This is a genomic window from Caballeronia sp. ATUFL_M2_KS44, assembly GCF_023630965.1.
Lineage (GTDB): Bacteria > Pseudomonadota > Gammaproteobacteria > Burkholderiales > Burkholderiaceae > Caballeronia > Caballeronia concitans.
This window is the reverse complement of sequence record NZ_JALQEA010000034.1, coordinates 80,229-93,439: the sequence shown is the minus strand read 5'-3', so window position 1 is coordinate 93,439 and position 13,211 is coordinate 80,229. Positions and strand designations below refer to the sequence as shown.

Here is a 13,211-nt window from a genome sequence, read left to right as displayed (position 1 = left end):
GTCGATGCCGGCGGGGGGGGGGGGGGGGTGGGGGGGGGGGGGGGGGGGGGGGGGGGGGGGGGGGGGGGGGGGGGGGGGGGGGGGGGGGGGGGGGGGGGGGGGGGGGGGGGGGGGGGGGGGGGGGGGGGGGGGGGGGGGGGGGGGGGGGGGCCCCGGGGGGGGGGGGGGGCCCCCCCCCGCCGCCGATGATGCGTCAATGCTACCGATCCGGCCGTTCCGGCTTTGCGCCAAAACGGCCGATCCGATCGTGTGAAGCGTTTTACAGCGCGGCCAGCACGGCGTCGCCCATTTCCTTCGTGCCGACGGTCTTGCCGTCCGCAGTCGCGATATCGCCGGTGCGGTAGCCCTGCTCCAGCACCTTCTTCACCGCGTTCTCGATGCGATCCGCCTGCTCCGTCTTGCCGAGCGAGTAGCGCAGCATCATCGCCGCCGACAGGATGGTCGCGAGCGGATTGGCCACGCCCTTGCCCGCGATATCCGGCGCGGAACCGTGCGACGGCTCGTACAGGCCCTTGTTGTTCTTGTCGAGCGACGCGGACGGCAGCATGCCGATGGAGCCCGTCAGCATCGCCGCTTCGTCCGACAGAATGTCGCCGAACATGTTGCCGGTCACGACCACGTCGAACGCCTTCGGCGCCTTGACGAGCTGCATCGCCGCGTTGTCGACATACATGTGCGACAGTTCGACGTCCGGATATTCCTTCGCGACGTCGATCATCGTGTCGCGCCACAACTGCGACGTTTCGAGCACGTTCGCCTTGTCCACGCTCGTCAGCTTCTTCTGGCGCTTCTGCGCCGCCGCGAACGCAACATGCGCGATACGGCGCACTTCCGGCTCCGAATAACGCATCGTGTCGAAGCCTTCGCGCGCGCCTTCGAACGGGCCGTCCGGCGCCTGACGCACGCCGCGCGGCTGGCCGAAGTAGATGTCGCCGTTCAGCTCGCGCACGATCAGGATGTCGAGTCCCGACACGATTTCCGCCTTGAGCGACGACGCCGCCGTCAGTTGCGGATAGCAGATCGCCGGGCGGAAGTTCGCGAACAGTTGCAGATGCTTCCGCAGGCCGAGAATGGCCTGCTCCGGACGCAGCGCGCGATCGAGCGAGTCGTATTTCCAGTCGCCGACCGCGCCGAAAAGAATGGCGTCGGCTTCCTTCGCGAGCGCAAGCGTCGAATCGGGCAGCGGATGGCCTTTCGCCTCGTAGCCCGCGCCGCCGACGGGCGCTTCTTCCAGTTCGAACTTTTCGCCGAGCGCGTTCAGCACCTTGACCGCTTCGGCCGTGATTTCCGGACCGATCCCGTCGCCGGGCAGCACTGCAATCTTCATCTGTCTCTTCCTTTTGGGTTATCCGATCACGCGGTTGTTCAACCACGGCTGCTTCGCGAGCCGCTCGGCTTCGAACTGCTTGATCTTGTCCGCGTGACGCAGTGTCAGGCCGATATCGTCCAGGCCGTTCAGCAAGCAGTACTTGCGGAAACCGGGCACGTCGAACGAATACTCGGTGCCGTCGCCGGTGCGCACGACTTGCGCGTCGAGATCGATCGTCAGCTTGTAGCCGACGAACGCGTTCGTCTCGTTGATGAGCTTGTCGACTTGCTGCTCCGTCAGCACGACCGGCAGCAGGCCGTTCTTGAAGCAGTTGTTATAGAAAATGTCCGCGAAGCTCGGTGCGATGATCGCGCGAAAACCGTACTGATCCAGCGCCCACGGCGCGTGCTCGCGCGAGCTGCCGCAGCCGAAGTTCTTGCGCGTGACGAGAATCGACGCGCCCTGATAGCGCGCCTGGTTCAGCACGAAATCCGGATTCAGCGGACGCTTGCTGTTGTCCTGGCCCGGCTCGCCGACATCGAGATAACGCCACTCGTCGAACGCATTCGGGCCGAAGCCCGTGCGCTTGATCGACTTCAGAAACTGCTTCGGGATGATCGCGTCAGTATCGACGTTTTCGCGATCCAGCGGCACCACGAGCCCGCTATGAACAGTGAATTTTTCCATGGTCTTTCTCAGTGTCCCGTTTGATCACGCGAGCTTGCGCACATCGACGAAATGACCTTCGATCGCGGCCGCGGCGGCCATCGCCGGGCTGACGAGGTGCGTGCGGCCGCCCGCGCCCTGACGCCCTTCGAAATTGCGATTCGAGGTCGATGCGCAGCGCTCGCCCGGATCGAGGCGATCCGCGTTCATCGCGAGGCACATGGAGCAGCCCGGCTCGCGCCATTCGAAACCGGCGTTCGTGAAAATCTTGTCGAGCCCTTCGCGCTCGGCCTGCGCCTTCACGAGACCGGAGCCCGGCACGACCATCGCCAGACGGATGTTCGACGCCACGCGCTTGCCCAGCGATTTCACGACATACGCGGCCGCGCGCAGATCTTCGATGCGCGCGTTCGTGCACGAGCCGATGAAAATCTTGTCCGGCTTGATCGATTCGATCGGCGTGTTCGGCTGCAGCGCCATGTAGTTCAGCGCGCGCTCCATCGCGTCGCGCTTGACGGGGTCTTTTTCGCGCTCGGGATCGGGCACGCGGCCGTCAATCGACGTCACCATTTCCGGCGACGTGCCCCACGTGACTTGCGGCACGATTTCGGCGGCATTGATTTCGACGACGCGGTCGAACTGCGCGCCGTCATCGGACCTGAACTGACGCCAGTACTCGACCGCCTGATTCCACTCGACGCCCTGCGGCGAATACGGGCGGTCCTTCAGGTAATTGATGGTCGTGTCGTCGACGGCGACCATGCCCGCGCGCGCGCCTGCTTCGATCGCCATGTTGCAGACGGTCATGCGGCCTTCCATCGTGAGCGAGCGGATGGTCGAGCCGCCGAATTCGATCGCGTAGCCCGTGCCGCCCGCCGTCCCGATCTTGCCGATGATCGCGAGCACGATGTCCTTCGCGGTGCAGCCGCGCGGCAGCGGTCCTTCGACCTTGACGAGCATGTTCTTGCTCTTCTTCTGCAGCAGCGTTTGCGTGGCGAGCACGTGCTCCACTTCCGACGTGCCGATGCCGTGCGCCAGCGCGCCGAACGCGCCGTGCGTGGACGTGTGCGAATCGCCGCAGACGATGGTCATGCCCGGCAGCGTCGCGCCCTGCTCCGGCCCGATGATATGCACGATGCCCTGACGCAGGTCGTTCATCTTGAATTGCGTGATGCCGAAATCGTCGCAATTGGTATCGAGCGTATCGACTTGCAGTTTCGAGACCGGATCGGCGATGCCGTGCGAGCGGTCGGTCGTCGGCACGTTATGGTCGGAGACGGCCAGATTCGCGCTGATGCGCCACACCGGGCGCTCGGCCAGCTTCAGACCTTCGAACGCTTGCGGGCTCGTGACTTCGTGCAGCAGGTGACGGTCGATATAGAGGATCGAGGTGCCGTCCTCTTCCGTGTGGATGACGTGCGTGTTCCACAGCTTGTCGTAGAGAGTCTGGGACATGGTGAGCGCTTTCGTGGGTGACTGCGGGGTGTTTTAGGGTGCGGCTTGTTGGACGATTATGCCACTTCCCGGCCGGCGCATGGTACTAGGCTGAACGAAAAAACCTTGAAAAAACAGTTAGTTATAGTGGTGGTGGCGATACCTGGATCGGGAGTACCCGTTTCACCGAATGCAGCGTACTGGCAATTTTGCTTATGCCTTCCGGCTGGATGGTCGTGCGACGCGCCGGGCCTTAGGCTGGTTGTCGAGTGACATTGACGCCTTATCCCGTCAGTAATAACATTGTATGCACATTGGTGACCGCATGGAACTCATGAAGACAACAATCCGAAAGATAGGCAATTCACAGGGCGTGCTGATTCCCAAGCCGTTCCTGGCGCAGCTAGGACTGGAAAACGAGATTGAAATGGACGTCGAAGGCGATGCCATCGTATTGCGCAAGCCGCGCAAACAAGTACGCGAAGGCTGGGCGGAGGCAAGCAAGGCCGTTGCTGCGAGCGGCGAAGATGTGCTCGTGCTGGGCGAGTTCGGCAATGCCGACGATGGAGAACTCGAATGGTGACGCGCGGCGATATCTGGCTGGTCGCGCTGGATCCGACCCGAGGAAGCGAAGTGCAGAAAACGCGTCCGTGCGTGGTGGTATCGCCGCCCGAGATTCACGACTACATGCGCACGGTCATCGTCGCGCCGATGACTTCGAACGGCAAGGCCGCGCCTTTTCGAATCCCGGTCTCGTTCAAGCGAAAGGACGGCCTCATTCTTCTCGATCAGATTCGGACCGTCGACAAAGTGCGACTTGTGAAAAAGGAAGGCGCGCTGGAAGACGAAACGCTGCACGATGCTCTTCACACGCTGCAGCAAGTTTTCGCGGACTGACGCGCAAAAACAAAAACCCCGGCAGTCACCCGCCGGGGTCTTATTCACCGCATAAGCCGATCGGCTTACCGGTTATCGAGCGCCTTCGCTTCGCGCGGCGTCTGACCGATGAACAACTGGCGCGGACGGCCAATCTTCTGCTCAGGATCGGCAATCATCTCGTTCCACTGCGCGATCCAGCCAACCGTACGCGCCATCGCGAAGATACACGTGAACATCGAAGTCGGGATGCCCAGCGCGCGCTGCACGATGCCCGAGTAGAAGTCGACGTTCGGGTACAGCTTGCGCGACACGAAGTACTCGTCTTCCAGCGCGATCTTTTCCAGTTCCATCGCGAGCTTGAAGAGCGGGTCGTCGTGCAGGCCCAGCTCGTTCAGCACTTCGTGGCAGGTTTCGCGCATCAGCTTCGCGCGCGGATCGTAGTTCTTGTAGACGCGGTGGCCGAAGCCCATCAGCTTCACGCCCGAGTTCTTGTCTTTCACCTGCTTGATGAACTCGGGAATGTTGTCGACCGAGCCGATTTCTTCCAGCATGTTCAGCGCGGCTTCGTTCGCGCCGCCGTGCGCCGGGCCCCACAGACACGCGATACCGGCTGCGATACACGCAAACGGATTCGCACCCGACGAGCCCGCGAGACGCACCGTCGAGGTCGACGCGTTCTGCTCGTGATCCGCGTGCAGAATCAGGATGCGGTCGAGCGCGCGCACCAGCACGTCGTTGACCTTGTACTCTTCGCACGGGTTCGCGAACATCATGTGCATGAAATTCGCGCTGTACGACAGCTCGTTGCGCGGATACACGAACGGCTGGCCGATGCTGAACTTGTACGCCATCGCCACCAGCGTCGGCAGCTTCGCGATCATGCGGATGGCCGACACTTCGCGGTGACGCGGATCGTTGATGTTCAGCGAATCGTGATAGAACGCCGACAGCGCGCCGACCGCAGCCGTCAGCACGGCCATCGGGTGAGCGTCGCGACGGAAGCCGCGGAAGAAGAAGTGCATCTGCTCGTGCACCATCGTGTGACGCGTGACCGTGTCCACGAACTCCTTGTTCTGCGCAGCCGTGGGCAGTTCGCCCTTCAGCAGCAAATAGCACGTCTCGAGGAAGTCGGCATTGACGGCCAACTGCTCGATCGGGTAGCCGCGATACAGCAGCTCGCCCTTGTCGCCGTCGATGTAGGTGATCGCGGAATTGCATGCCGCCGTCGACATGAAGCCCGGGTCATACGTGAACTTGCCGGTCTGCCCGTACAACTTGCGGATGTCGATCACGTCCGGGCCCATCGTGCCCTTGTAGATCGGCATTTCGACGCTCGGCGAGTTGTCGCTGAACGATAGCGTGGCTTTAACATCTGACGGGGTCATAGCACATCCTCAATCGAAGTATGAATACAGGGTTTCGATAATTTGCACGACGGAAGCTGCGGCGCAACTGCACTGTCGGCCGCTGTCTGTTCTCGGCCTCTTGTCGCCCGGGATTCAGGGCGCATTGTGCAAAACTCCGGAGATTCCTGCCGAAATCACACGGAACGCAGCATCTGAAGCAGGCGGATCACGTCCGGCGTGGCGAGCTCGCCTTCCGGTTCGGTCCGCGCGAGCAGCAGGTCCATCAGTTCGTTGTCGCTCAGCTCAAGCAGGCGGGTCAAAGCGGCCACGTCGGCGTCACTGAGGTCATGCTCATATCGGCTGAAAAAACGCTCGAAGATCAGATCGTTTTCCAGCAGGCCGCGCCGCGCGCGCCAGCGAAGGCGCGCGCGGCGAAGCGGGTCGGACTGGTGGGCGTCGTCTTGCTTGTCGACCATCGCATCGTCCATCTCAGACAGCCCGGCGCACCATCAATTCCTTGATCTTGCCGATCGCCTTCGTCGGGTTGAGCCCCTTCGGGCACACGTCGACGCAGTTCATGATCGTATGGCAACGGAACAGACGATACGGATCTTCCAGGTTGTCCAGCCGCTCGCCGGTTGCCTGATCGCGGCTGTCCGCGATGAAGCGATAGGCTTGCAGCAAGCCCGCCGGTCCGACGAACTTGTCCGGATTCCACCAGAAGCTCGGGCACGATGTCGAGCAGCTGGCGCACAGAATGCACTCGTAGAGACCGTCCAGCTCGTCGCGCTCGACGGGCGACTGCAGACGCTCCTTCTCGGGCGGCGGCGTGTCGTTGATCAGATACGGCTTGATCGAGTGATACTGGTTGAAGAACTGCGTGAAGTCGCAGATCAGGTCGCGCACGACCGGCAGACCCGGCAGCGGACGCAGCACGATGCGTTGCGGCAGGTCGTTCAGGTTCGTCAGGCACGCGAGGCCGTTCTTGCCGTTGATGTTCATCGCGTCCGAACCGCACACGCCTTCGCGGCACGAACGGCGGAACGACAGCGTTTCGTCCAGCGCCTTCAGCTTCACCAGTGCGTCCAGCAGCATGCGCTCGTGCGAGTCGATCTCGAGCTCGTAAGTCTGCATGCGCGGAGCCGCGTCCTTGTCCGGATCGTAGCGGTAGACTTCAAAAATACGTTTTGCCATTTCGATTCCCTTGCCCTTAGAAGGTGCGCGCCTTCGGCGGCACCGATTCGACCGTCAGCGGCTTCATCTGAACCGGCTTGTAGTCGAGGCGATTGCCTTCGCTGAACCACAGCGTGTGGCGCATCCAGTTGTCGTCGTCGCGATGCTCGTAGTCGCTGTGCGCGTGCGCGCCGCGGCTTTCCTTGCGCGCTTCGGCCGAAACCATCGTCGCGCGGGCGACTTCGATCAGATTCGCCAGTTCCAGCGCTTCCACCTTCGCGGTGTTGAACACCTTCGATTTGTCCTTCAGATGCACGTGCTTGACGCGCTCGGCCAGTTCCGCGACCTTGTCGACGCCTTCTTCCAGCAGCTTCGACGTGCGGAACACGCCCGCGTGCGCCTGCATCGTCGCGCGGATGTCGTTCGCGATGTTCTGCGTGTATTCGCCCGAAGTCGACTTCTCCAGCACGGCGAGGCGCTCGAGCGCGAAGTCGGCGGCGTCGGCCGGCAGCGGCTTGTGCTCGCGCGACTCCTTCGCGTACTTGATGATGTGGTTGCCCGCCGCGCGGCCGAACACCACGAGGTCCAGCAGCGAGTTCGTGCCGAGGCGGTTCGCGCCGTGCACCGAAACGCACGAGCATTCGCCCACTGCGTAGAAGCCGTTGACCGGATCGTTATAGCCGTTTGCCGTGCCGACGACCTGACCGTGCATGTTCGTCGGAATTCCGCCCATCTGATAGTGGATGGTCGGAACAACCGGGATCGGTTCCTTGATGCAGTCCACGTTCGCGAACTTCAGCGCGATTTCGCGGATGGACGGCAGGCGCTTCATGATCGTCTCGGCGCCGATGTGCGACAGGTCGAGCAGCACGTGATCCTTGTTCGGACCCACGCCGCGGCCTTCCTTGATTTCCTGGTCCATCGAACGCGAAACGAAGTCGCGCGGCGCGAGATCCTTCAGCGTCGGCGCATAGCGCTCCATGAAACGGTCGCCGTTCGAGTTGCGCAGAATGCCGCCTTCGCCGCGCACGCCTTCGGTGATCAGCACGCCCGCGCCGGCCACGCCCGTCGGGTGGAACTGCCAGAACTCCATGTCCTGCAGCGCGATGCCCGAGCGCGCGGCCATGCCGAGGCCGTCGCCCGTATTGATGAACGCATTCGTCGATGCCGCGAAGATGCGGCCCGCGCCGCCCGTGGCGAACAGCGTGGTCTTGCCTTCGAGGATATAGACCTCGCCGGTTTCCATTTCGAGCGCGGTCACGCCGAGCACGTCGCCGTCGGCGTCGCGGATCAGATCCAGCGCCATCCATTCGACGAAGAAGTGCGTCTTGGCCGCGACGTTCTGCTGATACAGCGTGTGCAGGAGCGCGTGACCGGTACGGTCGGCCGCCGCGCACGCGCGCTGAACGGGCTTCTCGCCGTAGTTCGCCGTGTGGCCGCCGAACGGGCGCTGATAGATGGTGCCGTCCGCGTTGCGGTCGAACGGCATGCCCATGTGTTCGAGTTCGTAGACTGCGTTCGGCGCTTCACGGCACATGAATTCGATCGCGTCCTGGTCGCCGAGCCAGTCGGAACCCTTGATCGTGTCGTAGAAGTGATAGTGCCAGTTGTCTTCGCTCATGTTGCCGAGCGATGCGCCGATGCCGCCTTGCGCCGCGACGGTGTGCGAGCGCGTCGGAAACACCTTCGACAGCACCGCGACCGACAGGCCCGCGCGCGCGAGCTGCAGCGACGCGCGCATGCCCGATCCGCCCGCGCCAACGATGACCACGTCGAAACGGCGACGCGGCAGGGAAGTCTTGATTGCAGCCATGTTCTTTAAACTCTCCAGAGAATCTGTGCAGCGTAGCCGGCGCATCCGATGAGCCACAGCACGGTCAGCACCGTCAGGAACAGGCGGAGTGCGACCGGCTTCACGTAGTCCATCCAGACGTCGCGCACGCCGACGTACGCGTGATAGAAGAGCGAAAGCAAGGCTACGAAAGTGGCGAGCTTCATCCACTGCATCGCGAAGATCGACGCCCAGCCTTCATAGGAGAAGCTGTGCGCGCCGAAGAACAGCACGAGCAGAACGAGCGTGTAGACGGCGACGACGATGGCGGTCACGCGCTGCGCGAGCCAGTCACCCAGGCCGTAATGCGCGCCGACGACGAGGCGCTTCGAGCCGACTCTGTTTTGCGTACCCATTTTCTTAGAAGGCTCCGAATAGTTTCAGGGCGACGACGAGCGTCAGCAGCAGCGACACGACGAGCACGGCGAGCGCCGTCTGGCGGCCGCCTTCCTTGTTCACGGCGACGTGCGTGTCGAGCACGAGAAAGCGGATGCCTGCGCAGAAGTGATGCAGATACGCCCAGGACAGCACGAGCGTGATGATCTTGACGATGGGGTGGGCAAGGAAGCCTTTGAATGCGTCGAAACTAATTTCCGACGTCAGACTCTGATCGAGCAGATACAGCAGAAACGGCAGTGCAACGAAGAGCAGCAAACCGCTGATACGGTGCAGGATGGAGACCTTCCCTGCTAGCGGCAAGCGATATTTCGCGATCTGCCCAAGACCGATGTTCCGGTACTCAGGCCTTGGTTTTTTTACGGCTTCAGCCATGCTAGACCCCAACTTGTTATTACACTAATCCGCGATTTTAGCGCCTTTTTATTTCACGCTGCAGGGAAAACCCGCCCAAGAGACTGTTGCTGCGCGCGTGAAAATGGCGATCATGAATGCCCTGTCGACACTTCGCGGACAATCCGGCCGATGTCCGCGATTACTTTGCTCATTCGCTCAACTCAGGTCGTTCTGATAGTAGTAGCCGGTCGTCACGTACCAGCCGCGCCGCACTTCCACCGGGCGATCGCCGTACGTGTAGGAAATCCGCTCGACCGACAGCAGCGGAAAGCCGTGCTGGACGTCGAGCAGTTGCGCGACCGTCTCGTCCGCCGCGACCGCGCGAATCTTCTCCGATGCCCGGATCATGCGCGTGCCGAATTCGGTTTCGAACATGGCGTAGAGCGGACCCTTGTACTCGGCCAGCCGTTCGGCCGTGAGGCCGCGGAACACCGCGCCAGGCAGCCAGATTTCATCCAGTACGGTCGTCACGCCGTCGAACTGCAGAAGGCGCTTGATGAGCACCACGGGATCGGCGGGCTTGAGGTCGAGCTGACGGGCAATCTCGGCGGGCGCGCGCAGACGCCGGCATTCGAGCAGGCGGCTTACGTGGGGATGAACGTCGCCGTCGTCGGGCAGAAGGCGAAGGAAGCGGAACTGCACGCGATCTTCGCTGTGCGTTGCAACGAACGTACCCTTGCCCTGGCGGCGCACGAGGAGATTGTCGGCGGCGAGCTCGTCGATGGCTTTGCGCACCGTGCCCTGGCTCACCTTATAGCGCGCGGCCAGTTCCACTTCGCTCGGAATGATTTCGCCCGGCTTCCATTCGCCCGATTCGAGGCCCTGCGTGATGAGCGCCTTGATTTGCTGATACAGCGGACTGAACGTCGGCGACGGCGCGCCAGCAGCCTCGGCCGACTGTGCGTTGCCGTTCGGTGGGATGCTGCTCGCCGGGTTTGCCGCGTTGGAATTCATGCCGCGCATTTCAACACAAAGGGCTGCCGCGCGTCCACATTTTCCCGCAAGATCCTATGTCTTATATAAGACATAAGATACTGTTGACTTTGCCTCCGACCAATCCTACACTCCTTGTCGAGCAAGGGTTTGCGGGTCGTGACGCAATCCGGCGAACGTCCGTTCAGCCTGGTTTCTCCGGCGGTTTTCGCCAGAAGCGAGCCATTGGAAGTCCCGGTCCAAGCGTCACCAACCGCCAGGCACGCCCTTTCGCTTTCGCCTCACGCCGATCGCCACTCGATTCGCGCGCCGCTGCCTGCCTACCGCCTCGCAACGTCCAGCGCCGTCTCGTTTGGACGCTTGTCCGTCAGACTCTAGCGAATCGCCGTTCCCTCACGCATACCGCGCAGCCCCTCGCTCGAAGAGAAGAATTCATGGCATGACAGCCATGCCGTCACGCTTTCACGCGGCGCAAGCGTTGCGCCGCTACCCACTCGAGCGGACGGCATGGCCGGCATGTCTTCATCAACGCTTCGCGTAACGCGCATAAAATGGCGTTTTTCCCTAGCGTTCCACGCACCGTCCAGGAGAGTTTCAATGGCTAAGTCCGCAAAGCGCGTTGCCGTAACCGGCGCCGCAGGTCAAATCGGCTACTCGCTGCTGTTCCGTATCGCCAATGGCGATCTGCTTGGCAAAGACCAGCCCGTGATCCTTCAGTTGCTCGATCTGCCGCAAGCGCAAGCCGCCGTGAAGGGCGTCGTGATGGAACTCGAAGACTGCGCGTTCCCGCTGCTCGCCGGCGTGGTCGTCACGGACGATCCCAAGGTCGCGTTCAAGGACGCCGACATCGCATTGCTGGTCGGCGCGCGTCCGCGTTCGAAGGGCATGGAGCGCAAGGACCTGCTGTCGGCGAACGCCGAAATCTTCACGGTTCAGGGCAAGGCGCTGAACGACGTCGCGAGCCGCGACGTGAAGGTGCTGGTCGTCGGCAACCCGGCGAACACGAACGCCTATATCGCGATGAAGTCGGCGCCGGACCTGCCGAAGAAGAACTTCACCGCCATGCTGCGTCTGGACCACAACCGCGCGCTGTCGCAACTGGCGGCCAAGTCGGGCAAGCCGGTCGCATCGATCGAAAAGCTCGCCGTGTGGGGCAACCACTCGCCGACGATGTACCCCGACTTCCGCTTCGCCACCGCCGAAGGCGAAGGCTTGACGAAGCTCATCAACGACGACGAATGGAACCGCAACACGTTCATTCCGACGGTCGGCAAGCGCGGCGCGGCGATCATCGAAGCGCGCGGCCTGTCGTCGGCGGCATCGGCGGCCAACGCGGCAATCGATCACGTGCGTGACTGGGTGCTCGGCACCAACGGCAAGTGGGTCACCATGGGCATTCCGTCGGACGGCTCGTACGGCATTCCGGAAGACATCATCTACGGCGTGCCGGTCACGTGCGAAAACGGCGAGTACAAGCGCGTCGAAGGCCTGGAAATCGACGCATTCTCGCGCGAAAAGATGGACGGCACGCTGAACGAACTGCTCGAAGAGCGTGACGGCGTCGCGCATCTGCTGGGCAAGTAAGCATCACGGCATCATCGGGAGCCCGCGCGGTTCCCGTCAGCGCGAACGCTTCGCGGCGTTCGCGGCTGATTCGATCGCGCTTGAAGAAACGCAACGAGCCTTCGAGCGCGGCCGAATCAGAAGCATCAGAAGCATCCGAAGTAACGAAAGCACGAGCAGCATCGAACTCCTATTTCCAATCGGACCCGACGCCGACAATGCCCGCTCTCACCCCCGCCGAAGTGCTCTTTGACGGCGAGCCTCAACCCGCTGTCCTGCCGCCCTGCGATCACTACGCCGGCAGCGAAAAGCTCATCAGGAAGTCGCTCGCGTTGCAGGCCGAACTCGGGCCGGTGTTCGACATCACGCTCGATTGCGAAGACGGCGCGCAGGTCGGCCACGAAGCCGAACATGCGGAGATGGTGGCGTCGTTCGTCGGCGGCGAGGACGACCGCTTCGGGCGCGTCGGCGTGCGCATCCACGACTTTCATCATCGGGCGTGGCGCGACGACGTGCGCATCATCCTGCGTCACGCGAAGAAGGCGCCCGCGTTCGTCATGCTGCCGAAGATCCGCACCGTGTCCGACGCCGCCGAAATGATCGCGTTCATCGAGGCATCGCGCTGCGAGTTCGGCATCGCGCAACCCATTCCGTGTCATGTGCTCGTCGAAACGCACGGCGCGCTCGCCGAAGTCTTCGCGCTGGCCGCGCTGCCCGGCGTCGAATCGCTGAGCTTCGGCCTGATGGACTTCGTGTCCGCGCACAACGGCGCCATTCCCGATACCGCCATGCGCTCGCCCGGCCAGTTCGAGCATCCGCTCGTGCGGCGCGCGAAGCTGGAAATCGCGGCAGCGTGTCACGCGCATGGCAAGGCGCCGTCGCATAACGTATCGACGGAAGTGCGCGACATGAGCGTCGTCGCCAACGATGCCGCGCGCGCCCGCAACGAGTTCGGCTACACGCGCATGTGGAGCATTCATCCGGAGCAGATTCGCCCTATCGTCGCGGCTTTTTCTCCGCGCGCCGATGAAATCGCGCTCGCCGCCGATATCCTGCTCGCGGCGCAACGCGCGCACTGGGGCCCGACGCGCCACGGCGATACGCTGCACGACCGCGCGAGCTATCGCTATTACTGGTCCGTGCTGCGCCGCGCGCAAGCCACCGGCCTCGCGATGCCCGGCGATTGCGCGCCGCTTTTCGGCGGGACGCCGGCCGTGGCATCGTCGATGGGAAGCGCAGCATGAATGCAAGGGTTTCGTTCCACCGCGCACGGGCTCGACGCGCG

General features: G+C 62.9%; 14 protein-coding genes. 4 read left to right on the top strand and 10 right to left on the bottom strand.

Annotation, left to right across the window (positions count from 1 at the left end; genetic code table 11):
* Positions 1 to 259: 259 nt before the first annotated feature.
* Genes leuB through leuC form a run of 3 tightly spaced genes read right to left on the bottom strand, consistent with a single transcriptional unit; the run spans position 260 to position 3,430 of the window.
* Entirely contained in the window at positions 260 to 1,327 is a 1,068-nt protein-coding gene (gene leuB / locus NCR39_RS14880; RefSeq protein WP_250452867.1) for a 3-isopropylmalate dehydrogenase, read from the bottom strand.
* 18 nt (positions 1,328 to 1,345) lie between these two features.
* Positions 1,346 to 1,996 (bottom strand): 3-isopropylmalate dehydratase small subunit, encoded by a 651-nt coding sequence (leuD, locus tag NCR39_RS14875; protein WP_250452866.1) that lies wholly within the window; start codon positions 1,994 to 1,996, stop codon positions 1,346 to 1,348.
* Positions 1,997 to 2,020: 24 nt separating this feature from the next.
* Positions 2,021 to 3,430, bottom strand: coding sequence for a 3-isopropylmalate dehydratase large subunit (leuC, locus tag NCR39_RS14870; protein ID WP_250452865.1), 1,410 nt, complete (start codon positions 3,428 to 3,430; stop codon positions 2,021 to 2,023).
* 313 nt (positions 3,431 to 3,743) lie between these two features.
* On the opposite strand from leuC, the gene NCR39_RS14865 reads away from it, so the two are divergent.
* Positions 3,744 to 3,992, top strand: coding sequence for an AbrB/MazE/SpoVT family DNA-binding domain-containing protein (locus tag NCR39_RS14865; protein ID WP_250452871.1), 249 nt, complete (start codon positions 3,744 to 3,746; stop codon positions 3,990 to 3,992).
* Positions 3,986 to 4,306: a type II toxin-antitoxin system PemK/MazF family toxin gene (locus NCR39_RS14860; RefSeq protein ID WP_250452864.1), complete on the top strand. Its 321-nt coding sequence runs from the start codon at positions 3,986 to 3,988 to the stop codon at positions 4,304 to 4,306. Before NCR39_RS14865 ends, NCR39_RS14860 begins: the two co-directional genes overlap by 7 nt.
* A 65-nt stretch (positions 4,307 to 4,371) precedes the next feature.
* Here NCR39_RS14860 and gltA read toward each other — a convergent pair whose 3' ends face one another.
* The 7 genes from gltA to NCR39_RS14825 all read right to left on the bottom strand — a co-directional run bounded on the left by gltA (position 4,372) and on the right by NCR39_RS14825 (position 10,384).
* A complete protein-coding gene (gene gltA, locus NCR39_RS14855; protein ID WP_250452863.1) occupies positions 4,372 to 5,673 on the bottom strand; it encodes a citrate synthase in 1,302 nt (433 codons plus the stop codon).
* 155 nt (positions 5,674 to 5,828) lie between these two features.
* On the bottom strand, positions 5,829 to 6,122 hold the full coding sequence (locus NCR39_RS14850) for an FAD assembly factor SdhE (RefSeq protein WP_250452862.1): 294 nt from the start codon (positions 6,120 to 6,122) through the stop codon (positions 5,829 to 5,831).
* Position 6,123: 1 nt separating this feature from the next.
* On the bottom strand, positions 6,124 to 6,828 hold the full coding sequence (locus NCR39_RS14845; protein ID WP_040049954.1) for a succinate dehydrogenase iron-sulfur subunit: 705 nt from the start codon (positions 6,826 to 6,828) through the stop codon (positions 6,124 to 6,126).
* 16 nt (positions 6,829 to 6,844) lie between these two features.
* Positions 6,845 to 8,620: a succinate dehydrogenase flavoprotein subunit gene (sdhA, locus tag NCR39_RS14840; RefSeq protein WP_250452861.1), complete on the bottom strand. Its 1,776-nt coding sequence runs from the start codon at positions 8,618 to 8,620 to the stop codon at positions 6,845 to 6,847.
* A 5-nt stretch (positions 8,621 to 8,625) separates the two neighbouring features.
* Positions 8,626 to 8,994 (bottom strand): succinate dehydrogenase, hydrophobic membrane anchor protein, encoded by a 369-nt coding sequence (gene sdhD, locus NCR39_RS14835; protein WP_250452860.1) that lies wholly within the window; start codon positions 8,992 to 8,994, stop codon positions 8,626 to 8,628.
* A gap of 4 nt (positions 8,995 to 8,998) precedes the next feature.
* Positions 8,999 to 9,409 carry a succinate dehydrogenase, cytochrome b556 subunit gene (sdhC, locus tag NCR39_RS14830; protein WP_035968885.1) on the bottom strand — a complete coding sequence of 137 codons (411 nt, stop codon included), beginning with the start codon at positions 9,407 to 9,409 and terminating at the stop codon, positions 8,999 to 9,001.
* Positions 9,410 to 9,586: 177 nt separating this feature from the next.
* Positions 9,587 to 10,384, bottom strand: coding sequence for a GntR family transcriptional regulator (locus NCR39_RS14825; protein ID WP_374728908.1), 798 nt, complete (start codon positions 10,382 to 10,384; stop codon positions 9,587 to 9,589).
* Positions 10,385 to 10,960: 576 nt separating this feature from the next.
* On the opposite strand from NCR39_RS14825, the gene NCR39_RS14820 reads away from it, so the two are divergent.
* Together NCR39_RS14820 and NCR39_RS14815 are read left to right on the top strand one after the other, a co-directional pair.
* Positions 10,961 to 11,947, top strand: coding sequence for a malate dehydrogenase (locus NCR39_RS14820; RefSeq protein ID WP_250452859.1), 987 nt, complete (start codon positions 10,961 to 10,963; stop codon positions 11,945 to 11,947).
* A 197-nt stretch (positions 11,948 to 12,144) separates the two neighbouring features.
* A complete protein-coding gene (locus tag NCR39_RS14815) occupies positions 12,145 to 13,170 on the top strand; it encodes an HpcH/HpaI aldolase/citrate lyase family protein (protein ID WP_250452858.1) in 1,026 nt (341 codons plus the stop codon).
* Positions 13,171 to 13,211: the final 41 nt, after the last annotated feature.

Bases quoted from the DNA above. Each gene is read 5' to 3' on its own strand.
- sdhC (WP_035968885.1), bottom strand. From the start codon at position 9,409: ATGGCTGAAGCCGTAAAAAAACCAAGGCCTGAGTACCGGAACATCGGT.
- NCR39_RS14865 (WP_250452871.1), top strand. From the start codon at position 3,744: ATGAAGACAACAATCCGAAAGATAGGCAATTCACAGGGCGTGCTGATT.
- NCR39_RS14850 (WP_250452862.1), bottom strand. From the start codon at position 6,122: ATGGACGATGCGATGGTCGACAAGCAAGACGACGCCCACCAGTCCGAC.
- gltA (WP_250452863.1), bottom strand. From the start codon at position 5,673: ATGACCCCGTCAGATGTTAAAGCCACGCTATCGTTCAGCGACAACTCG.
- NCR39_RS14860 (WP_250452864.1), top strand. From the start codon at position 3,986: ATGGTGACGCGCGGCGATATCTGGCTGGTCGCGCTGGATCCGACCCGA.
- NCR39_RS14820 (WP_250452859.1), top strand. From the start codon at position 10,961: ATGGCTAAGTCCGCAAAGCGCGTTGCCGTAACCGGCGCCGCAGGTCAA.
- NCR39_RS14815 (WP_250452858.1), top strand. From the start codon at position 12,145: ATGCCCGCTCTCACCCCCGCCGAAGTGCTCTTTGACGGCGAGCCTCAA.
- leuC (WP_250452865.1), bottom strand. From the start codon at position 3,430: ATGTCCCAGACTCTCTACGACAAGCTGTGGAACACGCACGTCATCCAC.
- NCR39_RS14845 (WP_040049954.1), bottom strand. From the start codon at position 6,828: ATGGCAAAACGTATTTTTGAAGTCTACCGCTACGATCCGGACAAGGAC.
- sdhA (WP_250452861.1), bottom strand. From the start codon at position 8,620: ATGGCTGCAATCAAGACTTCCCTGCCGCGTCGCCGTTTCGACGTGGTC.
- leuB (WP_250452867.1), bottom strand. From the start codon at position 1,327: ATGAAGATTGCAGTGCTGCCCGGCGACGGGATCGGTCCGGAAATCACG.
- NCR39_RS14825 (WP_374728908.1), bottom strand. From the start codon at position 10,384: ATGAATTCCAACGCGGCAAACCCGGCGAGCAGCATCCCACCGAACGGC.
- sdhD (WP_250452860.1), bottom strand. From the start codon at position 8,994: ATGGGTACGCAAAACAGAGTCGGCTCGAAGCGCCTCGTCGTCGGCGCG.
- leuD (WP_250452866.1), bottom strand. From the start codon at position 1,996: ATGGAAAAATTCACTGTTCATAGCGGGCTCGTGGTGCCGCTGGATCGC.